This window comes from Salinivibrio sp. ES.052, from assembly GCF_900141775.1.
Classification (GTDB): Bacteria; Pseudomonadota; Gammaproteobacteria; order Enterobacterales; family Vibrionaceae; genus Salinivibrio.
The window spans coordinates 1,820,595-1,846,472 of sequence record NZ_FSRI01000001.1 but is presented as its reverse complement, the minus strand read 5'-3'; the positions used below and the strand labels follow the sequence as shown (position 1 = coordinate 1,846,472).

Annotated in this window: 20 protein-coding genes; 17 read left to right on the top strand and 3 right to left on the bottom strand. The window is 50.1% G+C overall.

What is annotated here, in order from left to right:
• Positions 1 to 24: 24 nt before the first annotated feature.
• Positions 25 to 2,784 (bottom strand): two-component sensor histidine kinase BarA, encoded by a 2,760-nt coding sequence (gene barA / locus BUQ98_RS08570; RefSeq protein WP_074213369.1) that lies wholly within the window; start codon positions 2,782 to 2,784, stop codon positions 25 to 27.
• Between the two features lie 145 nt (positions 2,785 to 2,929).
• On the opposite strand from barA, the gene rlmD reads away from it, so the two are divergent.
• The 13 genes from rlmD (at position 2,930) to rpoS (ending at position 16,658) form a co-directional block, all read left to right on the top strand.
• Positions 2,930 to 4,261, top strand: coding sequence for a 23S rRNA (uracil(1939)-C(5))-methyltransferase RlmD (rlmD, locus tag BUQ98_RS08565; protein WP_074213368.1), 1,332 nt, complete (start codon positions 2,930 to 2,932; stop codon positions 4,259 to 4,261).
• A gap of 70 nt (positions 4,262 to 4,331) precedes the next feature.
• Positions 4,332 to 6,548: a GTP diphosphokinase gene (relA, locus tag BUQ98_RS08560; RefSeq protein WP_074213367.1), complete on the top strand. Its 2,217-nt coding sequence runs from the start codon at positions 4,332 to 4,334 to the stop codon at positions 6,546 to 6,548.
• Positions 6,549 to 6,600: 52 nt separating this feature from the next.
• Positions 6,601 to 7,395, top strand: a complete 795-nt coding sequence (mazG, locus tag BUQ98_RS08555) for a nucleoside triphosphate pyrophosphohydrolase (protein WP_074213366.1) — start codon at positions 6,601 to 6,603, stop codon at positions 7,393 to 7,395.
• 155 nt (positions 7,396 to 7,550) lie between these two features.
• Positions 7,551 to 9,185 carry a CTP synthase gene (locus BUQ98_RS08550; protein WP_074213365.1) on the top strand — a complete coding sequence of 545 codons (1,635 nt, stop codon included), beginning with the start codon at positions 7,551 to 7,553 and terminating at the stop codon, positions 9,183 to 9,185.
• Positions 9,186 to 9,262: 77 nt separating this feature from the next.
• Positions 9,263 to 10,561, top strand: coding sequence for a phosphopyruvate hydratase (gene eno / locus BUQ98_RS08545; RefSeq protein ID WP_074213364.1), 1,299 nt, complete (start codon positions 9,263 to 9,265; stop codon positions 10,559 to 10,561).
• 153 nt (positions 10,562 to 10,714) lie between these two features.
• Entirely contained in the window at positions 10,715 to 10,993 is a 279-nt protein-coding gene (gene ftsB / locus BUQ98_RS08540) for a cell division protein FtsB (RefSeq protein ID WP_074213363.1), read from the top strand.
• 64 nt (positions 10,994 to 11,057) lie between these two features.
• Complete coding sequence (ispD, locus tag BUQ98_RS08535; RefSeq protein WP_139294725.1) at positions 11,058 to 11,735, top strand: 2-C-methyl-D-erythritol 4-phosphate cytidylyltransferase; 678 nt, start codon at positions 11,058 to 11,060, stop codon at positions 11,733 to 11,735.
• Positions 11,732 to 12,214 (top strand): 2-C-methyl-D-erythritol 2,4-cyclodiphosphate synthase, encoded by a 483-nt coding sequence (gene ispF, locus BUQ98_RS08530; RefSeq protein WP_074213361.1) that lies wholly within the window; start codon positions 11,732 to 11,734, stop codon positions 12,212 to 12,214. The genes ispD and ispF overlap by 4 nt, the downstream gene beginning before the upstream one ends.
• A complete protein-coding gene (truD, locus tag BUQ98_RS08525; protein ID WP_074213360.1) occupies positions 12,211 to 13,245 on the top strand; it encodes a tRNA pseudouridine(13) synthase TruD in 1,035 nt (344 codons plus the stop codon). Before ispF ends, truD begins: the two co-directional genes overlap by 4 nt.
• Entirely contained in the window at positions 13,229 to 13,966 is a 738-nt protein-coding gene (surE, locus tag BUQ98_RS08520) for a 5'/3'-nucleotidase SurE (protein WP_074213359.1), read from the top strand. The genes truD and surE overlap by 17 nt, the downstream gene beginning before the upstream one ends.
• An 84-nt stretch (positions 13,967 to 14,050) precedes the next feature.
• Positions 14,051 to 14,671, top strand: coding sequence for a protein-L-isoaspartate(D-aspartate) O-methyltransferase (locus BUQ98_RS08515; protein ID WP_074213358.1), 621 nt, complete (start codon positions 14,051 to 14,053; stop codon positions 14,669 to 14,671).
• 34 nt (positions 14,672 to 14,705) lie between these two features.
• A complete protein-coding gene (locus BUQ98_RS08510; RefSeq protein WP_074213357.1) occupies positions 14,706 to 15,641 on the top strand; it encodes a peptidoglycan DD-metalloendopeptidase family protein in 936 nt (311 codons plus the stop codon).
• 99 nt (positions 15,642 to 15,740) lie between these two features.
• On the top strand, positions 15,741 to 16,658 hold the full coding sequence (gene rpoS / locus BUQ98_RS08505; RefSeq protein ID WP_083605236.1) for an RNA polymerase sigma factor RpoS: 918 nt from the start codon (positions 15,741 to 15,743) through the stop codon (positions 16,656 to 16,658).
• Positions 16,659 to 16,664: 6 nt separating this feature from the next.
• On the opposite strand, the gene BUQ98_RS16795 is transcribed toward rpoS, so the two are convergent.
• A protein-coding gene (locus tag BUQ98_RS16795; RefSeq protein WP_139294628.1) for an IS3 family transposase occupies positions 16,665 to 17,893 on the bottom strand; the annotation gives its coding sequence in 2 pieces (ribosomal slippage) (positions 16,665 to 17,542 and positions 17,542 to 17,893; 1,230 coding nt in all).
• 242 nt (positions 17,894 to 18,135) lie between these two features.
• On the bottom strand, positions 18,136 to 20,682 hold the full coding sequence (mutS, locus tag BUQ98_RS08490) for a DNA mismatch repair protein MutS (RefSeq protein ID WP_175566299.1): 2,547 nt from the start codon (positions 20,680 to 20,682) through the stop codon (positions 18,136 to 18,138).
• Positions 20,683 to 20,822: 140 nt separating this feature from the next.
• On the opposite strand from mutS, the gene BUQ98_RS08485 reads away from it, so the two are divergent.
• The 4 genes from BUQ98_RS08485 (at position 20,823) to alaS (ending at position 25,667) form a co-directional block, all read left to right on the top strand.
• A complete protein-coding gene (locus BUQ98_RS08485) occupies positions 20,823 to 21,308 on the top strand; it encodes a CinA family protein (RefSeq protein ID WP_074213355.1) in 486 nt (161 codons plus the stop codon).
• 131 nt (positions 21,309 to 21,439) lie between these two features.
• Positions 21,440 to 22,489 carry a recombinase RecA gene (recA, locus tag BUQ98_RS08480; protein ID WP_074213354.1) on the top strand — a complete coding sequence of 350 codons (1,050 nt, stop codon included), beginning with the start codon at positions 21,440 to 21,442 and terminating at the stop codon, positions 22,487 to 22,489.
• Positions 22,489 to 22,956: a regulatory protein RecX gene (locus BUQ98_RS08475; RefSeq protein WP_254813895.1), complete on the top strand. Its 468-nt coding sequence runs from the start codon at positions 22,489 to 22,491 to the stop codon at positions 22,954 to 22,956. Before recA ends, BUQ98_RS08475 begins: the two co-directional genes overlap by 1 nt.
• Before the next feature lie 128 nt (positions 22,957 to 23,084).
• Entirely contained in the window at positions 23,085 to 25,667 is a 2,583-nt protein-coding gene (gene alaS / locus BUQ98_RS08470) for an alanine--tRNA ligase (protein WP_074213353.1), read from the top strand.
• Positions 25,668 to 25,878 lie beyond the last annotated feature (211 nt).

Genomic DNA, 25,878 nt, shown 5'->3' with positions numbered 1-25,878 from the left:
TGGGGTGTCGCTGACCGCTCACGTTTAACAGCCTTGAGGGGTGTCTAGGTATTGTGGCGCGAGTTGTTCAATGTGCGCAATCTCATCTTGTAGCTCTAAAAGCTCAGGCTCAACCGCGTCGATATCCCGCCCAGCTTTAAGCTGTGTTTCTAACTCATTACAGAGAGCCTTAAGCTGTGGTACGCCGCTGTAGGCACAGCTACCGTGCAGTTTGTGGATGGCTTGCCATAAGCTATCGGTATCACTCTCCCCGCTCAGTGCACTCGTCACTGTCTTTTTCACTGGCACAAAGGAAGCCAGTAGCATCTCTAGCATCTCTTTGGCTAAATCGGCTTTACCGGCGGCTTGATGAAGTGCACGTTGCCAATCAAGGTGTTTGGCACTTTGATCTTGACTCACGGATAATGGGGTCGCTTGGTGATGGGCCGTGAGCGGATCATCCAGTTGTAGCCAACGTGCGAGGGTGCTTTCTAACATCGCCTCTTCAATGGGCTTGGTGAGGTAATCGTCCATGCCTGCTTCCAGGAGGCGCTCACGTTCACCGGGCATTGCATGGGCGGTGACGGCAATAATTGGCGTTTGCTGGTTAAAGCCAGCTTTACGAATTTCCTGGCTGGCGGTGACGCCGTCCATTTCTGGCATTTGAATGTCCATTAAAATAATGTCAAACGCCTGCTGATGCGCAAGAGAGACGGCTTTAACGCCATCTTCAGCCGTGACCACTTTCTCGACCCGTTCAGCGAGCAATGCGGTGATCAGCTTTAAGTTGGCGGGATTATCATCGACGGTCATCACCGTATAAGGCGCTTTTTGCGTGGCACTCGGTTTGGGCAAGGGTAAAGGCGTGGGCTCCGGCGAGCCAATTAAAGCTTCTAGCAGTTTACGCTGCGGGATAGGCTTGGCAATGCATGCTCTCACCCCAGCTTTTAAAAGGTGCTCAGAGGCTTCTAATTCCGTGGTGGGAAGACAAACTACCACCGATTGTGCTTGCGTTTCACAGACGCGAACGGCTTGTTGCATCGCATTCAGATCCGGCATGCTCCCCGCGTCAAAACACAGGAGCGCAAAGTGGTAGTGGCGATCGGTGAGCACATTGGTGCCTGAGGCGGTATCGACATTTAGTCCCACTTGCGTCAGGCGCTTACGCAAAATTTCTCGGGTGCGGGCATTCGGCTCGATGATCACGATATCGCGACCCACCAAGGGCTCAATATCGAGCGGTTGAGAAACCGGTAAATCGGTTTGTGTTAGCTGGAGCGTAAACCAGAACGACGACCCTTGGTGAAGACGACTGGTAAAGCCAATGTCGCCACCCATTTGTTGCACCAGCTTTTGGGTGATGACGAGACCAAGTCCAGTGCCGCCATAACGACGTGAGATGCTGGCATCCGCCTGCCTAAAGGCTTGGAAAAGTTGTGCTTGCTGGCGCTCGGAAATGCCAATACCGGTATCTTTGACCATTAACTGTAGCTCAACGGTTTCATCGTGAAGCTGCTTGAGGTCGACACTGACATCAATATTACCGCGCTCAGTAAATTTAGCCGCGTTACCAATGAGGTTAATCAGTACTTGTTGAATACGCAGTGGATCGCCCACAGCACCAGCAGGAATACGTGCATCGGTGCGTAAAGTGAGCTCGAGGCTTTTCTCGTGTGCCATGGGCGCAAGCAGACGCATCACCTCATCGAGCATGTCTTGAACATCAAAGGGGATATTCTCCAGCAGCAGTTTGCCAGCTTCCAATTTGGAGAAGTCTAAAATATCATTGATGATGGTGAGTAGGTTGTTGGCCGATTTTTCAATGGTGAGCAAATAGTCACGTTGGCTACTACTCAACTCGGTTTTGAGCATTTGACGGGTAAAGCCAATCACCCCGTTCAGCGGAGTACGCAACTCATGTGACATATTGGCCAAGAACTCAGATTTGACCCGTGCCGCCTCTTGGGCGTTTTTCTTGGCGATATCGAGCTCAACGTTTTGAATTTCAAGCTGCTCGAGGGTTTCGCGTAGATCACAGGTCGCTTGATCAATGCTCTGCTGCATTTCTAAATGGTATTCCGACAACGAAATCGCCATCGCATTGATGCCGTTTTTCAAGGTGTCGAGCTCACCAAGTAGCTCGCCTTCAATCCTCACATCGAGGTGGCCGCGTCGAATTCTATCGACCAAGGTGACCATGTTGCCAATCGGGTGGGTCACATCGGCAATTAAGCGATAGGCAAAAAAGCACGACAGTATCCCGCCCAATGCCACCATCACCAGTGCGGTGATCATCTCTTGGTATTGCTTTAATCGCACCGAACTTAAATCCAACTCCATGGCAATATAGCCGAGTGGGCGTTCGACATTGAGCCCGGGCGTAAAGCGCCCTATTTCCAGGATAGGGGCGCGTAGGATTAAGGTATCTTGTTGTTGGCTTATCTGTAGTTGAGTCGGGATGGGTTGGCCGCTGTTGACTGAGAGCATGGCAAGATCACGGTGATAGTTCGAGGTCACAAAGAGTTCATTTCTGCGATCGAAAACAGCAATACTGCGCACAAACTGCGAGTGCTGGCGGTGGGCAAAGCCAATTAATCGGCGCACATTTTCACGGCTATCATTTTTTAATCCGACTTCGCTGGCAATTGCCAGGGGCTCAATGATGGCAGAGCCGGTGACCGTCAGCTGCTGCTCAAGGTCCTGGTAGCGGGTGCTGGTAAAAAACGCGCTCAGTAGTAAGCCGACAATTAACGTCGGTGCAATGGTCAGAACGGAAACACGGGTGCGGAGGCCATATTTGGTCATGCTAGATAAACTATGGGAAAATAATCACGACAATTAGCGCCAGTGTACATGATTCAATCACAAAATAGTCAGCGAACTATCACAACTCCCACTGGCAGGATCTCTTGACTCGCTTGGCGACAAGCTTTTAACACTGGAATCAAAAATGGCGCGCTTTTTTAAACCCGAGAAAAAGAAAAACGTTGAGCAAAAGCATCAGCTGTTGACGATAAAACGGTTAGACCATCATGGTGATGGGGTCGGCTTTTGGCAGAAAAAGCCCGTGTTTATTCCTGGTACGCTACCTGGCGAACAAGCTTTAGTTCAGCTGACGGAGCAAAAGCGGCAGTATGCGCGTGGCAAGTTGATAAAACTCGATAACCATGCGACACAGCGTGTTGAACCTGGATGCCCACTCTATCAACAGTGTGGAGGATGTAGTCTTCAGCATCTCAGCCATGACGGTCAGGTGGTACACAAGCAGCAAACCCTGAACGAACTCATGCAAAAAATTGCGGGCGATGATCCGACCTTATCAACACCGATGGTAGGGACACCTTGGCAATATCGCCGTCGTGCGCGTATCAGTTTGCAGATCGACAAAAAAGGGGCCTTGACGATGGGGTTTCGTGCGCGCCAACGCAGTGCGATTATTGATGTTAGCCACTGCCCGGTGTTAAGCGATCCTTTGAACGTGTTGCTGTCGCGACTTCGAGCTTGCTTAGATGGTCTACGTGGTCGACGGATATTGGGGCACCTCGACTTAATTGATGCTGACAATACCCGTGTCGTGTCTGTGCGTACGACCAAAGCCTTACATCACGAGGATTATCAAGCTCTCTGTGCCTGGGCGAAGACAGAAGCATGTACGCTTTACTTGCATCAAGGAGATGCTGAACCCGAGCGTGTCGCTGGGCCTGCGCCATATTATCAAGTGGCGGAGTGTCGGTTGGCGTTTGAGCCAAATGATTTTATTCAAGTCAACCCTGAGATAAATGAAGGCATGGTACGCCAAGCTATCGAGTGGCTAGATCTCAGTGAGGATGATGACGTCTTGGATCTCTTCTGTGGATTGGGTAATTTTAGTGTGCCTATCGCCAAACAGGCTAACCATGTTGTTGGGGTTGAAGGTGTACAAGCGATGGTCAACCAAGCCATAGGCAATGCGTTGGCGAACGGCTGTGATAATGCGCACTTTTATCAGGCCGACTTAGACAACGATGCCTTAGTCGGGGACTGGACTCACACTGATTTTACTAAAATCTTACTCGATCCCGCACGCGCAGGGGCTGTGGGTGTTATAGACTTTGTGGCACAATCTAGCGCTTCACATATTGTTTATGTGTCCTGTAACCCCGCGACGCTGGCACGTGATACTCGCGTACTCCTAGAGAAGGGCTACGCGTTGGTCAAGCTTGGAATGTTAGATATGTTTCCACACACAGGACATATGGAGTCGATGGCCTTATTTAAGCCGGTGGCAAAAAAACGGGCATAGGCTTTCAGTGGCCTGTCGATATGGGCACGCCTCTCTTGTCAGGACGAGAGATTTAAGGATAGGAACACTTATGGTTGCGGTACGAGAAGCCCACCTACACGAAGACGAAGCGTTTGATCTGAATACTTGGGTCAGGCGACTCGGGCAGGATCCATCCACGACACAAGCCTTGCTGGATGGTTATCAATATTGCCGATCATTGAGCGAGGAGGAATCAGCGCTCCGCCTACCTTTGTGGCGAGGCAGAGAGATGATTGAAATCCTGGTGATGTTGAGCATGGATGCAGACACCTTGTTGGCTGCGTTGCTTTTCCCTGTGGTTGAGGCAAAACTGGTGACCTTGGAGACCCTCTCTGACACCTACTCAACATCGATCGTCAACCTCATCCGTGGCGTCCAGCAAACGGCGGCAATTCGTCACCTAAACACCCAAACGGATGACGAGGCGACCTCTTCTCAGGTCGATAATGTGCGTCGCATGTTGTTATCCATGGTGGAAGACTTCCGTTGTGTGGTGATTAAGCTGGCTGAGCGTGTTTGTCACTTACGTGAAGTGAAGGATGCCTCGGAACCTGTTCGCCAACAAGCCGCGAAAGAGAGTGCTAACATCTATGCGCCTTTAGCGAACCGATTAGGGATTGGTCAGCTAAAGTGGGAGCTGGAAGATTACGCGTTCCGTTATCAGCATGCGCAAACGTATAAGCAAATTGCTAAGCAATTAGCTGAACGACGGATCGATCGAGAAAGTTATATCAGCGCTTTTGTTGAAGGTCTGCAGCAGGCAATGGAAGCCTCTCATATCAATGCGAAAGTCTATGGGCGACCCAAGCACATTTACAGCATCTGGCGAAAAATGCAGAAGAAAAACCTGCAGTTTGATGAGTTGTTTGACGTACGTGCTGTTCGCATCATTGCCGAGGAATTACAGGATTGTTATGCCGCGCTTGGAGCTGTGCATACGCAGTTCCGTCATCTGCCGAAAGAGTTTGATGATTACGTCGCTAATCCAAAACCGAACGGCTATCAGTCCATTCACACCGTGGTACTAGGGCCTGAAGGAAAACCGGTTGAAATCCAAATCCGCACCAAGCAAATGCATGATGATGCTGAGCTGGGGGTCGCAGCGCACTGGAAATACAAAGAAGGCGCTGCTAGTGGCCGTAGTGGATACGATGAGAAGATCACCTGGCTGCGTAAACTACTGGCGTGGCAAGAAGAAATGTCTGACTCCGGTGAGATGCTGGACGAATTGCGTAGTCAGGTCTTTGATGATCGGGTTTACGCCTTTACCCCGCGTGGCGATGTGGTGGACTTACCAAACGGTGCGACGCCATTAGATTTTGCTTATCATATCCACTCAGAAGTGGGGCACCGTTGTATTGGTGCCAAGGTAGAAGGGCGTATCGTTCCTTTCACCTATCATCTACAGATGGGCGATCAGGTAGAAATTATTACCCAAAAAGAGCCTAATCCTTCACGTGACTGGCTCAACCCAAGCCATGGTTTTGTCAATTCCGGTCGCGCGCGTGCCAAAATAAATGCTTGGTTCCGTAAGCAAGACAAAGACAAGAACATTGCCGCAGGCAAGGAGATCTTAGATACCGAGTTGCAGAAAATAGGCGGCATCAGTAAAGATGCGAACTTGGCGCTAAAACGGTTTAATGTGAACACGCTTGACGAACTCTATGCAGGGGTTGGGAGCGGCGATTTGCGCATTAATCAGGTGGTAAATCATATTAATGGTCTGATTAATAAACCGAGCTTGGAGGAAGAAGAGCAGCAGTTGTTAGAGAAACTGCAACAAAGCGAACAAAAGCCGAGCACCGGTAAGGCCCACCGCGATGCTGTGGTTGTCGAAGGGGTCGATAACTTAATGACGCACCTCGCCCGTTGTTGCCAGCCGTTACCGGGCGATGATATCAAAGGGTTTGTCACTCAAGGGCGGGGTATATCTGTGCACCGTGCGGATTGCGAGCAACTTAATGAACTTAGCCATCATGCGCCAGAGCGGATTATCGCAACGGTGTGGGGAAAAGGCCATATTGGTCAATACCATGTACGCATTCGCCTTTCTGCAAACGAGCGAACCGGACTGGTCAAAGATATCAATAACGTGTTAAGCAACGAGAAAGCGCGTGTGGCGGGGATGCAAAGTCGCATTGATTATAAAAAGCAGATGTCCATTATGGACTTTGACTTGGAAATTTCTGATCTAGACACCTTAAGTCGCATTGTTAACCGGCTTGAGCAAGTCAAAGATGTGATAGAAGCCAAGCGCCTTCGTTAACCTCCTCTCCTCGCCCTGTTTTGACAGGGCGTTTTCCTTACAAAGGACGCATATGGCATCGATCAACAAGTTACTTTCTATTATGGCGACGTTACGTGATCCCCAAAATGGTTGCGACTGGGATAAAGCACAAACCTTCGCCACTATTGTGCCGCACACGCTGGAAGAAGCCTACGAAGTGGCGGATGCGATTGAACGTGAAAACTGGTCAGACCTAAAAGATGAGCTGGGCGACCTCCTTTTTCAAATCGTGTTCTACAGTCAATTGGGACGGGAAGAAAATCAGTTTGATTTTGATGAGGTGGTCGGTGCTATTTGCGACAAGCTTACGCGCCGTCATCCTCATGTGTTTGGACCCAAAGATGCTGAAGGTCAGCCATTAATGGAGCCTGATTGGGAAGGCATTAAGGCGAAAGAACGTGCAGGGAAAAACCCCTCGACACAGCCAATGAGCGTATTAGACGGCGTCACGCAAGGTCTGCCCGCGTTGACACGCGCTCATCATTTACAAAAACGGTGTGCGCGAGTGGGATTTGATTGGTCAACGGTGCCCCCGGTCATAGATAAAGTGCGGGAAGAGATTGAAGAAATTGAACAAGAGCTCGTTCAGGTGCACATTGATCAAGCTCGCGTCGATGAAGAAATGGGCGACCTCTTGTTTTCGGTTGTGAACTTGGCCCGCCACTTAGGCACTGATGCCGAGCAAGCATTACGTCACGCGAACCAAAAATTTGAACGTCGCTTTCGTCATGTTGAAAAGAAGTTACGTGATGATGGGAAAAACATTCAACAATGTCAGTTAGATGAACTAGAATCGACATGGCAGTCGGTTAAAAAGCGCGAGTAAGACGATATTCTGTAATTGTCATAATTGATTTGTGACAATTAAAAACACGGGTGTGTGTGTTAGCTTTCACATTGTGGGAGTCAGTGGGGTCTGGTATCATAATATCCCGTCCAGAACTTCATTAATTTCCTCTAAATCCAACTCTCAGGTTTAGCATGACGACGAACTACATTTTTGTTACGGGCGGTGTTGTATCCTCCCTCGGTAAGGGTATTGCTGCAGCCTCATTAGCAGCCATTCTTGAAGCGCGTGGCCTTAACGTCACCATCATGAAACTCGACCCTTATATCAACGTTGACCCAGGGACAATGAGCCCTACCCAGCATGGGGAAGTGTTCGTCACGGAAGACGGTGCAGAGACCGACCTCGATCTCGGTCACTACGAGCGCTTTATTCGTACCAAAATGACCAAGCGTAATAATTTTACCTCCGGTCGTGTGTATGCGGATGTACTGCGTAAAGAGCGCCGTGGAGATTACCTGGGGGCCACCATTCAGGTTATCCCGCACATCACCAACTCGATCAAAGATCGCATCATCGCGGGTGGAGAGGGTCACGATATCGTGATCGTTGAAATTGGCGGTACGGTCGGTGATATTGAATCACTGCCATTTTTGGAAGCCATTCGTCAGCTGACAGTGCAAGTAGGCCGTGAACACGCGATGTTCATGCATCTGACATTAGTCCCTTATTTGGCTGCGGCGGGTGAAGTAAAAACCAAACCGACACAGCATTCTGTAAAAGAGCTACTGTCGATTGGTATTCAGCCAGACGTGTTGGTGTGTCGTAGCGAGCGACCCATTCCGGCTAACGAGCGCGCGAAAATTGCGCTGTTCTGTAATGTGCCGGAAAAAGCCGTTATCACCATGAAAGACGTTGATTCCATCTATAAAATCCCATCGATTATTCGCTCACAAGGGTTGGATGATTTGGTGTGCAACCGCTTTGGCATTGAAGCCGCAGAAGCTGACTTGTCAGAGTGGGAGCAAGTGAGCTACGAAGATGCGAATCCAATGGGCGAAGTGACCATTGGTATGGTGGGTAAATATATCGAGTTGCCGGATGCGTATAAGTCCGTCAATGAAGCCCTGAAGCACGGTGGGTTGAAAAACCGCCTGACCGTCAACATCAAGTATGTAGACTCTCAAGATCTTGAAACGCGTGGCTCTGAAATGCTGCAAGATTTGGATGCAATCCTAGTTCCCGGCGGATTTGGTGACCGAGGCGTGGAAGGCAAGATCCTCGCGGCACAATATGCCCGTGAAAACAAAGTGCCTTACTTGGGCATTTGTCTTGGCATGCAAGTGGCTCTTATCGAATACGCGCGTAATGTTGCGGGCATGGAAGGAGCAAACTCGACCGAGTTTAACAAAGAGAGTAAATATCCAGTGGTTGGTCTGATCACTGAATGGGTCGATGAAGAAGGCAAAGTAGAAGAGCGCAGTGAGACCTCTGATCTCGGCGGTACGATGCGCTTAGGCGCGCAGCTTTGTCATCTATCTGAAGGGTCGAAAGCGCATCAGCTCTATGGTAATACTCAAATCCATGAGCGTCATCGTCACCGTTATGAAGTGAATAACCTGCTGCGCCCTCAACTAGAAAAAGCCGGCCTTTCGATTTCAGGCCTTTCTGCCGATAAAAAGCTGGTGGAAATCATAGAAAACCCAGCACACCCATGGTTTGTGGCGTGCCAATTCCACCCAGAGTTCACATCGACACCGCGTGACGGGCATCCGCTATTTGCTGGATTTGTTGCCGCTGCAGGCAAAAAACAGCGCGGTGAGCTATAAACGACATTCGAGCGGTGGGCCTAGTAGGCAGCCGCTTTTTACTTTTTAAAAAACAATGACAGACGAGAGGAATCACAATGTCTAAGATCGTTAAAGTTCTAGGTCGTGAAATCATTGATTCACGCGGTAACCCAACCGTTGAAGCAGAAGTTCACCTAGAAGGTGGTTTCGTCGGTATGGCGGCGGCACCATCTGGTGCTTCTACCGGTTCTCGCGAAGCGCTAGAACTGCGTGATGGCGATAAGTCACGTTTCATGGGTAAAGGCGTACTCAAAGCCATTGAAGCCGTTAATGGCCCAATCGCTGAAGCGCTGCAAGGTAAAGACGCAAAAGCCCAAGCCGATATCGACCAAGTGATGATTGATCTCGACGGTACAGAGAACAAATCTCAGTTCGGTGCGAACGCAATCCTCGCGGTCTCTTTGGCGAACGCAAAAGCCGCTGCTGCCGCAAAAGGCATGCCTTTGTTCGAGCACATCGCTGAGCTAAACGGCACAGCCGGTCAGTTCTCTATGCCATTACCAATGATGAACATCCTTAACGGTGGTGAGCACGCGGATAACAACGTTGATATCCAAGAGTTCATGATCCAGCCAGTGGGCGCTAAAACCCTAAAAGAAGCACTACGCATCGGTGCGGAAGTCTTCCATAACTTGGCAAAAGTTCTGAAGGCCAAAGGCCTGAGCACGGCAGTCGGTGATGAAGGTGGTTTCGCGCCTAACCTCGAATCAAACGCTGCTGCGCTTGCCGCGATTAAAGAAGCGGTTGAGCAAGCAGGCTACGAACTGGGTAAAGACATTACCTTAGCGATGGACTGTGCCGCGTCTGAGTTCTATGACAAAGAGCAAGGCATCTACAACATGAAGGGTGAAGGTAAAACCTTTACTTCAGAAGAGTTTAACCACTACTTGGCGAAACTGGCTGAAGAATACCCAATCGTGTCTATCGAAGACGGCCTCGACGAGTCAGATTGGGACGGCTTTAAGCACCAAACTGAACTGCTGGGTGACAAACTTCAGCTAGTGGGTGATGACCTGTTCGTAACCAACACCAAGATCCTGAAAGAAGGTATCGACAAAGGTGTGGCGAACTCTATCCTGATCAAATTCAACCAAATCGGTTCTTTGACCGAAACCTTGGCGGCAATCAAGATGGCGAAAGACGCGGGTTACACTGCCGTGATCTCTCACCGTTCTGGTGAAACGGAAGATGCGACCATCGCTGACTTGGCGGTTGGTACCGCAGCGGGCCAAATTAAAACCGGTTCGATGAGCCGTTCTGACCGTGTGGCTAAGTACAACCAGCTTATTCGTATCGAAGATGCGCTAGGCGAAAAAGCCCCGTTCAACGGTCTAAAAGAAGTGAAAGGCCAATAATCGGCGTTTAGACACTTTTTTGCGATAAAGCCGTCCCTCGGGGCGGCTTTTTTCATTTAGGAAAACCATGACACCAGCTAGCTGATCCGCTAGCCTATGCGGTTAACAATCATTGTGTGAATACGTTGAGCCGATGTTGGAAGGAGTACAGGTATGAGGCTGCTATCGGTTGCGCTATTTCTCACGCTCGTTTGGCTACAGTACGAACTGTGGTTAGGCAAAAATGGCGTGACGGATTATTGGCAAATTGAAGCGAATGTCGCCGTGCAGCAACAAGCTAACCAAAAATTAGTGACGCGTAATCAGCAAATGTATGCTGAGATTGCGGACTTGAAGCGTGGCCAAGAAGCAATAGAGGAGCGTGCACGTAACGAACTTGGCATGATCAAACCTGATGAGACTTTTTTCCGACTGGTCGATAAAACGCAATAACCTACTCATCGCTTGATAGCGGTATAACCGAAGAAGATAAATTGTGGTCGAACAAACCTCTTTGCTGCCTGGTATCAGCGCGGTAGTCCCTGCGGCAGGCGTGGGTAGTCGGATGCAGACAGACTGTCCCAAACAATACCTCTCTTTAGCCGGCAAAATGCTTATTCAGCATACCGTTGAGCGTTTATTGTCGCACCCGGCGATCAATACAGTGATCATTGCCATTGGTGCTAAAGATACTTATTTTGCACAAACAGGCTTAAGTGAGCACCCGAATGTGCGGGTTGTACTGGGTGGGGCGACACGTGCCACCTCGGTCCAAGCAGGATTGGAAGCGGTCACCACGCAGTGGGTGATGGTCCATGATGCAGCACGGCCTTGTATCACTCATTCAGATATTGATGCTTTAATCACTCACGCTCAGTCCCATGATGATGGCGCTTTACTGGCGGCCCCTGTGAGAGACACCATGAAGCGCGCCAATGCGCAAGGTCGGGTGGCGTACACGGTAGATCGCCAAGCGCTTTGGCATGCACTGACGCCACAGATGTTTTTAACCCAAACGCTCAAACAAGCGCTTATTCAGGCGGACGATACCGTCACCGATGAGGCTTCCGCGGTCGAAGCAATAGGCGGGCAGCCCGTTCTTGTCCCGGCGAGTGCGAGTAATATTAAGGTCACGCACCCAGAAGATAAGTGGTTGGCGGAGTTTTACCTTTCACAACAAGAAGGCAAATCATGATTCGAATTGGACACGGGTTCGACGTGCATAAATTTGGCGGCGAGGGTCCCGTCATCATCGGTGGGGTCGCTGTGCCTTATGAACAAGGCCTAGTGGCTCATTCTGATGGTGATGTTGCCCTGCATGCGCTTTGCGATGCGTTACTGGGGGCGATTGCTGCGGGTGATATTGGTCAGCACTTTCCTGATACCAGTGATGAATGGAAAGGTGCCGATAGTCGCATGTTGCTGCGCGATGTTTATAGCAAAGTGCGTTCTAAAGGTTACCAGCTTGGTAATGCAGACATCACCATTATTGCTCAAGCCCCTAAAATGGGCCCGCATATCGAGGCAATGCGTACCGCCATTGCGGCGGATCTTTGCACAGCGATGGAGACCATCAATGTCAAAGCCACGACATCGGAGCGCCTTGGGTTTACCGGTCGAAAAGAAGGTATCGCGTGTGAAGCGGTCGTATTACTCAATAAAGAGGTCCTATGACAGACTTACTGACTCCTCTGGCGTACCTACACGGCCAGCCCTCTCAAACGGGGGTGTTAAAATCGACCCCTGATGATTTTATTGTCTCGGAAACCTTGGGGTTCTCGCCTTCCGGACAAGGTGAGCACTTTCTGGTACGCATTAAAAAGCGGGGTGAAAACACCAAATATGTGGCCAATGAACTGGCAAAAGCCTGCGGCGTTACCTCGCGTCAAGTGAGTTGGGCGGGCCTCAAAGATAGACATGCCGTGACTGAGCAATGGTTTAGCGTTCACCTACCAGGTAAAGACGATCCAGATTTACGTGAATTCGTCGAGATGCACCCAGGGGTCGTCAGTATTGAAGGGACTGCGCGTCACCAGCACAAACTACGCCCGGGGGATTTGACGGGGAATCAGTTTACTTTATGTATCCGTCAACTGGAGGATCCGCAAGCTCTGATACCACGCCTTGAAGCGATTGCAAAACAAGGGGTTCCTAATTATTTCGGCGCACAGCGATTTGGTCGTGGTGGCAATAATGTGGAGACGGCTCGCGCATGGGGGCGGGGAGAGCACAAAGTACGGGATAAAAATAAACGTAGCTTTTATCTCTCGGCAGCGCGTGCATTATTGTTTAACCACGTCGTTTCTGCCCGATTAGAAGCCGGTTTGTTTGAGCAAACATTAGCGGGCGATCTTTGCTTGAATGAGCAGCAACAGATTGAGGTGATTGATCAAGCTGGACAGCATCAGCAACATATTACCGCCCCATTAACAGGGGATAATGCCTTGCCGACCACAGCCGATGCCGAGCAATTTGAGCAACGCATAGTGGATCAAGAGCCAGACTTACTCGCGTTGATCCGTGATAATCGCATGCGCCACGATCGTCGTCGGATAGTTTTAGTTCCCCAAGCGATGACTTGGACGCACGATGCCCAAACATTAACGGTGAGTTTCTTTTTACCTGCTGGCGCATTTGCCACTGCGGTAATGCGGGAGTTAGTCGTCGCAAGCCAACAAGGAGAGCACCATGCGAATATTGATTAGTAACGACGACGGTTACCATGCTCAAGGGATCCAAACCTTGACCGAGGCGTTATCGACCATCGCTGATGTGGTGGTTGCCGCGCCTGATCGCAATTGTTCAGGTGCGTCAAACTCACTCACCTTAGAAAACCCTTTACGTGTGCGCGAGCTAGGTCTTCAGCGTTATGCTGTTCAGGGCACCCCCACTGACTCGGTACATTTAGCATTACGCCAGTTGTTGCCTTGGGAGCCCGATTTTGTGATCACGGGGATTAATCATGGTGCGAATTTAGGTGATGACGTGCTGTATTCGGGCACTGTCGCCGCGGCCACTGAAGGATTCTTCCTGGGCGCACCGGCCATTGCTGTCTCGCTTTGCGGACATCAACACTTTGAGACCGCGGCCCATGTAGTGAAGCAGTTTTTGGCAAAGAATCAGCGCCATGCGGCCCCGAGCCACCGTTTGATTAATATTAATGTGCCTGATGTGCCTATTGATAGCCTCGAAGGTTGGAAAGTGACTCGCCTTGGTGCTCGTCATCATGCGGAAGACGTGATAAAGCAAAGCGATCCACGTGGCAAACCGATATACTGGATTGGAGCGCCGGGGAAAACACAAGATGCAGGGCCAGGGACCGATTTCCATGCGATTGCCGGGCAATATGTTTCTATTACGCCACTGCAAGTGGATTTAACCGCGCACGATACCCTTGGCGCGTTCTCTCAGTGGCTAACAGAATAGCGGCTGGGCGTGCTACAGAGGGTCAGCCGCAATGATCGGCGACTCTATCAATCGATTAATACTCAGTGATAAAGGAAGCAGACGTTGAGTCAAGCGCAATCACTTATTCAATTTTTGCGGCAACAAGGTGTGACGGACACTGATGTTCTCGGTGCCATGCAGGCCGTACCCAGACACTTATTTGTCTCTGAAGCCATGACCCACCAAGCTTATGGAAACAATGCATTACCCATAGGGTGGGGACAAACCATTTCACAACCTTATATTGTGGCTAAGATGACATCACTTCTCAATTTGCAACGCGATAGTCGCATTTTAGAAATTGGGACGGGCTCCGGTTATCAAACGGCGATCCTCGCTAATTTGGTGGATCATGTTTACTCTGTCGAGCGGATCAAGCAACTACAAATGCTAGCCAAACGACGCTTAAAACAATTGGATATTTATAACGTGTCGACCAAACACGGCGATGGCTGGCAAGGTTGGCCAACGAAAGGTCCGTATGACGCCATCATGGTGACTGCTGCCGCGACGACGATACCCGAGGCGTTGTGTGATCAACTGAATGAAGGCGGAGTGATGCTTATCCCGATTGGCGATACTGATCAAGCGTTGATGAAGGTCACGCGCCAGGGAACCGCTTTCCATACCGAGACAGTTGAATCGGTTAAATTTGTTCCCCTTGTTGCGGGTGAGCTGGCATAAACTGCCTCAGAGATGGAGCTGTATTTTAAAACAGATGAAAATCGCGTTTTTTCTGTCACTACTAGTTTTTTTATCTGGTTGCTCCTGGCGAGGGCCGGCACCGGTATCTAGTGTGACCCCCGATTATACCAGCGTTGATAGAGGCAGCTATCGCGGCAGTTATTACGAAGTGAAAAAGGGCGATACCCTCTATTACATCGCCTACATCACTGATCGCGATATCGACGACATCATCGAGCATAATGATTTACAGCGCCCCTACACCATCTATCCCGGGCAGACGCTAGCATTGTGGAAGCCCGCCTACCAGCGTCCTGATGTGGCGACGTCGACATCGAGCTCTTCTTCTCTGGTGTCGACACCGGCATCAAGTGCCGCTTCTGTGGCCTCAGCTACAAATTCGGCTGCAAGCGCAAGTGTAGTAGCAGCATCTTCTAGAAAAAGCGCTGAACTTAGCAAATTTGAGGAGAAAAATAAGTCAAAAACCGCGACTGAACGCACAAAAAGCGTTGAATCGGGGACTTCGTCGGGGTACAGTCAAACTAAAGCAAAAAGTAAAAAAAATGTTAACAAGCGGACCGCGAGCTCATCGAACCAACAGATAAGCTGGCAATGGCCAACAAGAGGCCGGATGGTGTCCCGATTTTCTAGCACAGAGCGAGGCAATAAGGGCATAGATATTGCTGGACAACGAGGACAGGGTATTCAGGCGGCGGCGGATGGTAAAGTCGTGTACGCCGGAAGCGCACTTCGAGGTTACGGTAAATTAATAATAGTGAAACACAATGATGATTATCTGAGTGCTTATGCGCACAACGATAGGTTCTATGTTTCAGAAGGCCGTACTGTCAAAAAGGGGCAAAAAATAGCTTCAATGGGCAGTTCTGGTGCAAACAGTGTTCGGTTGCATTTTGAAATTCGCTACAAAGGAAAATCGGTCAATCCGTTGCATTATCTGCCAAAGCGGTAGCACAGGGAAACCAAGGTGATATCGCGCAGCCACAATGTGACGGGGCCGGTGAAAGCAGAAACGAATTCTGCTTTGCTGCTACGTCATAAGGGAGGCGCTATGAGCCAAACAAATACCGCAAAGAGACTGGACGGCTTGAATCAAGACGTGGAGTTCGACACCGTTGAGGCGCGTTCTCAAGCTGAAGAAGTGGTCGAAGAAGTCGAGGAGGCTGTTCAGCAACAAGCGGCCACCTCAAAGGCTTCAGATGCCACCCAACTTTACCTGAGTGAAATTGGTTTTTCACCGCTCCTAACTGCGGAAGAAGAGGTACTGTACGCGCGCCGAGCTTTGCGTGGTGACGAAGTGGCTCGCAAGCGTATGATTGAGAGCAACCTCCGCTTGGTGGTGAAAATTTCCCGTCGTTATTCCAATCGTGGTCTGGCGCTGTTAGATCTGGTTGAAGAGGGTAACCTTGGCCTGATCCGCGCGGTCGAGAAGTTTGACCCAGAGCGTGGTTTCCGTTTCTCAACCTATGCGACGTGGTGGATCCGCCAAACCATTGAACGCGCCATCATGAATCAAACACGTACCATTCGCTTACCGATCCATGTGGTCAAAGAGTTAAATGTATACCTACGTACTGCCCGTGAATTGGCGCAAAAGCTTGATCATGAACCGACGGCTGAAGACATTGCGGCTCAGCTTGATAAGCCGGTAGAAGATGTGAACCGTATGCTTCGTCTCAATGAGCGGATAGGTTCAGTGGATAATCCTATTGGTGGTGACTCAGAAAAAGCACTATTGGATATTATTCCTGATGAGAAGCAAGACGGCCCTGAGTACACCACGCAAGACGATGACATGAAAAAATCGATTGTTCAGTGGTTACAAGAGCTAAATCCTAAGCAGCGTGAGGTGTTGTCGCGTCGTTTTGGGCTGCTAGGTCATGAGGCTTCAACCCTCGAAGATGTGGGTCGTGAAATTGGTTTGACACGTGAGCGTGTTCGTCAAATGTCCCGTCCTAATATAGGTTGACAGTTTTTAGGCCAGCTCCAGTAGCTGGCCTTTTTTATTATGCACCTGATTGGGGGTTGCCATACTTAAACTTAGGTGCGGTCTCATTTCGTTGTATATCGCTATCGATTCTTTTACCAATATTTTAAGCTCTGTCAGTGTCTTACACCGGTACAGTAAAAACTCATGCTTCAGTATGCCATTGACTCTTTCCGCTAACGCGTTTTGGTAGCAATCATAACCATCCGTCATCGACGGCTGGATTTGACTCTCCTGTAGCGCACTCTGATAAACGGCTGAGCAGTATTGCGAACCTCGGTCTGAGTGATGTACCGCATTGCCGATATAGCGCTTATCTTTGACGGCCATTTTCAGCGCTTTCACTACATTGTCGACTTTCATATCTTCGCTAACGTGATGACCCACTATCTTGCGTGAGTTGGCATCGGTCACCAGTGACAGATAGTGCACACCTTGGTCTGATTCAACATAAGTGATGTCGCTGACCAGTATATGCGCAGCATCATGCAGTCCGTCTTCTTTTAGCAGGTTAGGATGCTTCTTCATCCAGTGCTTACTACACGTAGTTTTTGTGTAGCTTTTCTTGGGTTTAACCAGTAAGCCTTCGCTTCTCAGATAGCTAAAAAACCCGTCTCGCCCTAGCTTAATTTCGTGTTCAACTAGCTTGGGCTTTACCAACGCGTAGAGCTTACGCGCCCCTAACCTCGGCATATACTTACGCCAGTATTGGACCCAGTCTCTGATGATTGATAGTTCAGCTCTTCGGCTTTCCATTCGAGCAACGGCTTGATAGACACCTTGCCGAGAAATGCCTGTGGCACGACATGCCGCCGCTAACTTTATTTTACTTTTGGCTTTGGCTTGCCAGATGTACCGGATAAGTACTTTTTTCTGAGGCCGGCTCCGTACTCATTGTCCATGATATCGACCATACCATTGAGGATTTGGTTACGCAGTTTCTCTTCGGCTAACTCACGCTCAAGGCGCTTGATAGTTTCGGATGGGGTTTCTTTTGAATGTGGCATAAGGGGATGCTGAAATGGCTTCGACCAATCGAGTCTACCATGTTTTCTGAGCCAGACGAGTACCGTTGAGCGGCCCTGAATGCCAAAACGGGCTTGAGCTTGTTTGTACGTCATTTCGCCTTTTTCAACACGCTCTACAACGCCTAATTTAAAGGCTAAGGTGTAATCACGTTGCGTGCGCTTACGGCTTGAATTACTTGATGTTGTCATAAAGAAGTCCTCTTTATGTCAACGTATTTCAGGACGGGACAAAATTCAAGTTGAAGGCTTGCGCCGTTTGCGTGATATGCTGACTCATCAAGGATTAAGCATCGAATCGCTCTTTAACGTTGAACAGTAAGCAACATATCAATTTCGCTGAGTAGGCGTGGATTAATTAACCGATGAAAAAGAAGGGACAGCGTTTGCTGTCCCTTTTTGTTTGTAGCCATGATGTTGCCGGGCCTGGTCGATTAGCGAGATTGTTGCAAAGCTTTGAGGGCGTAAAGCGCATCTAAGGCTTGGCGAGGGGTCATTTCATCTGGCGTCAATGCATCGACCGCGTTGTCTAGCTCGCTTGGCTCAGACAGTAATGGCAATTGGGCTGGCGCTCTGTCATCGTGTTTGGGCTCAGTATTCAATGTGTGCTGGCCACTGCGTTCCAATTGGTTCAATTTGTGTTTAGCGCGACGAATAACGGGTTTCGGTACGCCGGCTAAACTGGCAACCGCTAGACCATAAGACTTGCTGGCCGCGCCTTCTTGAACGGCGTGCATAAAGGCAATCTCATCGCCATGCTCCATGGCATCTAGGTGGACATTGACCAAACCTTCCATTTGCCCAGGGAGTTCGGTGAGCTCGAAATAGTGAGTGGCAAACAGCGTCATTGCGTGGATCTTTTCTGCTAACCATTCAGCACTGGCCCAGGCTAGCGACAGACCGTCATAGGTGCTGGTGCCACGGCCAATTTCGTCCATCAATACTAAACTATGGGCGGTAGCATTATGAAGAATATTGGCCGTTTCCGTCATTTCGACCATAAACGTGGAGCGGCCAGAGGCGAGGTCATCAGACGCGCCAATACGGGTAAATATACGATCCACAGGGCCTATGGTTGCAGACTCTGCCGGGACGTAGGCGCCAATATGGCTTAACAACGTAATCAACGCGGTTTGGCGCATATAGGTGGATTTACCACCCATGTTTGGCCCAGTGATGATTAACATCCGTCGTTCAGGGGCTAATGCTATTGGGTTGGGAATAAAAGGGTCAGTCATCACCTGCTCAACGACTGGGTGGCGGCCAGCCTCGATATGGATCCCGGGTTGTTCGACCAAGGTGGGGCGGTGGTAGTTAAGCGTGTCAGCGCGTTCGGCGAGGTTACACAGCACATCTAGTGCTGACAATGACTCTGATGCCTGCTGCAATTGCGCGAGGTGTGGGAGCAATTGATCAAACAATTCTTCCCATAGGCGTTTTTCGAGTGCCAAAGCATTTGACCGAGAGCTTAATACTTTATCCTCGTGTTCTTTTAACTCAGGGATAATGTAGCGCTCTGCGTTTTTGAGTGTTTGACGGCGAATATAGTGCGCAGGCACCCGATCACTTTGCGCGCGACTGATTTGAATATAAAAGCCATGCACCTGGTTATAGCCGACTTTCAGCGTGTCGATACCGTATTGTTCGCGCTCTCGGAGCTCTAGCTCTTCCAGGTAGCGTGAAGCCCCTTCCGAGAGGTCGCGCCACTCATCCAGTTCCGCATGATAACCTGGCGCGATGACGCCGCCATCGCGGATCACGACTGGCGGATTGTCTACCACGGCACGGGTGAGCAAATCTAGCAGCTCAGGCATTGGTGTGGTGGCGGTTTGGTGATCGGCAAACGCAATGTGATCGAGTTCAGCTAATAGGGTTTGAATGTCGGGTAATTGTGCAAGCGCGGTGCGCAGTCTTGCCATATCACGTGGACGTGCTGATCGCATCGCTAGGCGAGCCAGGACGCGCTCAATATCGCCCACGGGATGAAGCGCGGTACTCAAATCAGTAAACAAACCGCTTTCCAATAAGGCATCGATAGCATCTAAGCGCTGGTTGAGCACTCGACGATCGCGAAGTGGCTGGTGGAGCCACCGTTTCAGTAAGCGACTGCCCATCGGTGTTGTCGTACGGTCCAGTACTTCGGCTAGGGTATTGTCACTACCACCGGACAGGTTCTGCGTGATTTCTAAGTTGCGACGGGTCGCGGCATCTAACACCACCGACGTATCTTGTTGATCTTTGATGATGGCACGAATATGAGGCAATGCGGTACGCTGGGTTTCTTTAGCGTATTGCAAGACACAGCCAGCCGCACTAAGACCGATCGGACAATCCTCGACGCCAAATCCTACCAAATCACGGGTGCCAAATTGGCTGGTAAGCTGACTGCGTGCGGTATCGAGATCAAACTCCCAAATGGGGCGGCGGCGAGCCCCTCTGCAGACCGACAGTAAGTCGGGGTAAGGGAAATCCTCAGGATAAAGCAGCTCAGCAGGCTGAGTGCGTTGCAACTCCGCCTGCATCTGCTCAAGCGTGGCCGGTTCGGTGAGCACAAAGCGACCGGAAGTGATATCCAGTGTGGCAAAGCCAAAACGCGCTTTATCGCAGGTTAGCGCTGCGACCAAATTATCCACCCGCTCACTCAATAATGCTTCATCTGATACGGTTCCAGGGGTGACGATACGTACCACTTGTCGTTCAACGGGGCCTTTGCTTGTGGCGGGATCCCCAATCTGCTCACAGATAGCGGCAGGTTCACCAAGCTGTACGAGCTTAGCTAAATAGCCTTCCACCGCGTGAAACGGCACACCTGCCATTGGGATCGGCTCACCACCAGAACTGCCGCGTTTTGTCAGCGAGATATCCAGAAGCTGAGAGGCACGTTTCGCATCGTCGTAAAAGAGTTCGTAAAAATCCCCCATACGATAAAACAGCAGCTCTTCAGGATGCTGAGCTTTTAGTTTGAGATATTGTTGCATCATGGGCGTGTGCTTTTCGAGCGCTTGTACTGTCACGACTAGACCTGCAAAATGGAACGTTAAGGGCGATTAGAATACGTGATAGTACGGCAAGGGGTAAAGTTGCGGTATCGGTTTATCAACCACGAATAGAGGAGATTGCTGTGGAGCATCTATTCTCACTGGCTAAGCGTTTGGGAGCGTCACTGATTGATGCTGAATTAACGGTAACCACTGCTGAGTCGTGTACAGGCGGTGGTATTGCCTACTATTTAACCGATGTGGCGGGCAGTTCTCAGTGGTTTAATCAAGCATGGGTGACCTACAGTAATCAAGCCAAACACCAACAGGTGCATGTACCAGAGAGTTTATTGGCGCAATATGGTGCTGTCAGTGAGCCCGTGGTCATGGCGATGGCAGAAGGTGCACTGACAGACGCAGAGGCGGATTTGGCGATTGCCGTGAGTGGGGTTGCAGGTCCAAGCGGTGGCAGCGCGGATAAGCCTGTTGGTACCGTGTGGTTTGCGTGGGCATGGCATCATGGTGAAACCGATACAGAGGTCTGCCATTTTGATGGTGGCCGACGTGCTGTGAGAGAACAAACGATTGAACATGCGTTGGCCTATGCCCTTAATCGACTAACGCCGTAACTGGAGGCATGTCGCATCAGATAGATTTTTTCTAAACAGGGCTAGACACTGTATAAATGGACAGTATACTTACCCCCATTAATGATAGCTTTCATCTCATATAGATAGCGTTTTATTTCCTGGAGACTGAAATGGACGATAACAAAGAAAAGGCGCTCGCAGCCGCACTCGGGCAAATCGAAAAGCAATTTGGTAAAGGCTCAATCATGCGCCTGGGTGATGACCGTACCATGGACATCGAAACTGTATCGACCGGCTCTTTGTCTCTAGATATTGCGCTGGGTGCAGGTGGCCTGCCTTTTGGTCGGATCATTGAGGTCTACGGCCCAGAGTCATCAGGTAAAACGACATTGACGCTAGAAGCGATCGCTGAAGCGCAAAAAATGGGTAAAACGTGTGCGTTTATTGATGCCGAGCACGCATTGGATCCCATTTACGCACGTAAGCTGGGTGTCGACATCGATAACCTACTGGTTTCTCAGCCAGACACCGGTGAGCAAGCGCTCGAAATCGCTGATGCGCTGACCCGCTCGGGTGCCGTAGACATGATTGTTATCGATTCAGTCGCGGCCTTGACACCAAAGGCGGAGATTGAAGGCGAGATGGGTGACTCACACATGGGTCTACAAGCTCGTATGTTGTCACAAGCGATGCGTAAGCTGACTGCAAACATCAAAAACAGCAATACCATGATGGTGTTTATTAACCAAATCCGTATGAAGATTGGTGTGATGTTTGGTAACCCAGAAACCACTACTGGCGGTAACGCATTGAAATTCTATGCGTCCGTTCGCCTAGATATTCGTCGTATTGGTGCTATCAAAGATGGCGATGAAGTGGTGGGGAACGAAACCCGCGTAAAAGTGGTGAAAAACAAGGTTGCCGCGCCGTTTAAGCAAGCTGAATTCCAAATCCTTTATGGCCAAGGCATTAACTTGCAAGGCGAGTTGGTGGATTTAGGGGTGAAACACAAGCTGGTAGAAAAAGCTGGGGCGTGGTACAGCTACAAGGGCGATAAAATTGGTCAAGGCAAAGCGAATGCGTGTAAATACCTGAAAGAAAACCCGCATATCGCTCAAGAAATTGATACCACATTGCGTGAGATGTTGTTACAAACCGCGCTAAACAATGAAGCAGTTGATGCTGACGCTAAAGCAGAAACTGAAGACGATAAGTTGTAATGGCGGCATCGTGCCAAGAGGTAGCGGTGGGCTTACTTGCCCGCCGCGACCATTCCGTTCACGAATTACAACAGAAGCTGTCCCAACGTGGATTTGATGATGACACTATCGACACCACGTTAAGTGAGTGCTTAGAGCGTGGTTGGTTGGATGATGCGCGCTTTGCCGCCAGCTTACTGCGGCAAGGGGTCAACAAACACCATGGTTGGCTGCGTATCTGCCAAGATGCGAAGCGTAAAGGCATTGATATTGAGCTATTAGCTCGTGCAGAGCAGGACGCTGAAGTGGATTGGTACCTACTCGCCAAAGAAACAGCGTTACGTAAATATGCGGATCAAGATGGCTGTCTTCCTCCTGTTGAGCACAAGGTGAAAGCGAAACGCATGCGCTTTTTGCAGTCGCGTGGTTTCAACTTCGATCAAATCCAATATGCGCTAAATCACGACGACATCGACACACATTTCTAAACCAATCCCACTCTGTCTCTTTTCCACACGCGATCGGTTGTTTACAATGGCGTAAATAATTCCATGCTTCCATCGCGTCACGACCATGACCGGTTGCTAACGCAATATTCGATTATCAGGATTAGCCAATGTATATGAGCACTGATGAGATCCGTACCGCGTTTCTCAAGTTCTTTGAAAGCAAAGGGCACCAGATTGTGCCTAGCTCGTCGCTCGTGCCTGCCGATGACCCAACACTGTTGTTCACCAACGCAGGGATGAACCAATTTAAGGACACCTTTTTAGGCGTCGAGAAACGGGACTACACGCGTGCGACTTCCGCTCAGCGTTGCGTTCGCGCAGGTGGTAAACATAACGATCTCGAAAATGTCGGTTTTACTGCTCGCCATCACACCTTTTTTGAAATGCTAGGTAATTTCAGCTTTGGTGATTACTTTAAAAAAGACGCCATTACTTATGCGTGGGCGTTCTTAACCGAGACCATCGGTTTGCCGAAAGAAAAGTTATTGGTGACCGTTTACAAAACCGACGACGAAGCGTTTGATATTTGGCACCAGAAAATCGGTGTGCCTGCGGATCGCATCGTGCGTATTGGCGATAAGGAAGGTGGTAAGCCTTACGAGTCAGACAACTTTTGGCAAATGGGTGATACTGGACCATGTGGGCCATGCAGTGAGATCTTTTATGACCACGGTGATCATATTTGGGGCGGCCCCCCAGGCACGCCAGAAGAAGACGGAGATCGCTTCATTGAGATCTGGAATATCGTCTTTATGCAGTTCAACCGTCAAGCTGACGGCACCATGGAAAATCTGCCTAAGCCGTCGGTTGATACCGGCATGGGAATTGAGCGCATTGCAGCAATTAAGCAGGGCGTCCATTCCAACTATGAAATTGATGTTTTCCAGCAATTAATTAAGCAAGTGGCTGAGGTTATCGGGGTTGAAGACCTGACCAACCAGTCTTTGCGTGTGGTAGCAGACCACATCCGTTCATGCGCGTATCTGATTGTTGATGGCGTGATGCCATCGAACGAAGGGCGGGGCTATGTGTTGCGCCGTATCATTCGCCGTGCGGTTCGCCATGGCAACAAACTGGGCAGCAAAGACGCGTTTTTCTATAAACTGGTTGGCCCTCTCGCCACCATCATGGGCACGGCAGGTGAAGACTTGCGAGCACAGCAAACCATGGTGGAAAAGGTGCTAAAGATTGAAGAAGACAACTTTGGCCGCACCCTTGAGCGTGGCATGTTGATGTTGGAAGAGGCCTTGGACAAGGTTAAGGGTGACGAGCTTGATGGCGAAACCGTCTTCAAACTCTATGACACGTACGGTTTCCCGGCAGACTTAACCAATGATGTTGCTCGTGAGCGCGGTTATCGCATTGATGAAGCCGGCTTTGAAGCGGCGATGCAAGCCCAGCGTCAGCGCGCGCGGGAAGCCGGACAGTTTGGGACTGACTACAACCAAGCAATAAAAGTGGAGCATGGCTCTGATTTTTGTGGTTACACAGGGACAGAAGGCACCGGTCAGATCACCGAGATTTTTGTCGACGGTGGCACTGTTGATAGCTTGGTATCAGGTGATAAAGCAGTTGTGATCTTAGATCATACCCCTTTCTATGCCGAAGCCGGTGGCCAGTGTGGTGATACAGGGGTGATTGACACAGCCCAAGGACGTTTCACGGTAACCGATACCCAGAAAGCAGGGCAAGCCATTGCGCATTACGGTAGCTTGTCGGAAGGGCAACTGAATGTGGGTGCGAAAGCGACCGCGCAAGTCGATGCCAAGCGTCGTCATGCGGTGGCGATGAACCACTCAGCGACTCACTTACTGCACGCCGCGCTGCGTGAGGTGTTGGGTAAGCACATTGCGCAGAAAGGCTCGCTAGTCCGCCCTGATGGGTTGCGTTTTGACTTCTCACACCTTGAGCCCGTCACTGCTGACGAACTCAAAGCGGTTGAGCGGATAGTCAATCAGCAAATCCGAGAAAACAGCCCCGTGCACACTGAGGTGATGGATGTCGAGGCCGCTAAACAAAAAGGCGCAATGGCACTGTTTGGTGAGAAGTATGATGACCAGGTGCGCGTATTAAGCATGGGCGACTTCTCTATCGAGCTGTGTGGCGGCACGCATGCGAGCCGCACGGGTGATATTGGCATGTTTAAAATCGTATCGGAAGCGGGTATCGCGGCCGGTGTGCGCCGCATTGAAGCCATTACTGGGCAAGAGGCCATTGATAGCGTTTATCAGCAACAGGCGGACTATGAAGCCAAGCTTGACGATGCCCAGAGCAAAGCCAAAGCGCTAGAGAAGCAAATTCAGCAGCTTAAGCAGAAACTGGCCGCACAAGAAAGTGCTGGGCTGATCAATCAAGTCCGTGAGCTAAACGGTGTGAAAGTGCTGATTAGCCAACTTGATGGTGCGGATAACAAAGCGCTACGTAGTATGGTCGATGACCTGAAAAACCAAATGGATAGCGGCATAGTGCTGCTCGGCAACGTGTCTGATGGCAAAGTGGGTCTGATCGCGGGTGTCACCAAGGATCTGACCAGCAAAGTCAAAGCCGGTGAGCTGGTAAACCTTGTCGCGCAACAAGTGGGTGGCAAAGGCGGAGGTCGCCCAGACATGGCGCAAGCAGGGGGCAGCGATATCAGTGCGTTACCCAGTGCATTAGCCTCTGCGGATGCTTGGTTAACTGAGCGTTTATGATTGCCTGATAGTCATATCGAAAATGTCAAGAGGGTCGCGAGTCGCGACCTTTTTTTGTGATCTAGATTAATAATTGCACTTTTTTTCTGATTCTGTATAGTGCAACGCCTTAGGCGATGTGCCGGCTCTAAGAGGTGATATCGCTTAGATTTTGTCGCTTTGCTGGCCAGTGCAACACAGATTTCTCTTATACTGTTATCTCAGGTCAATC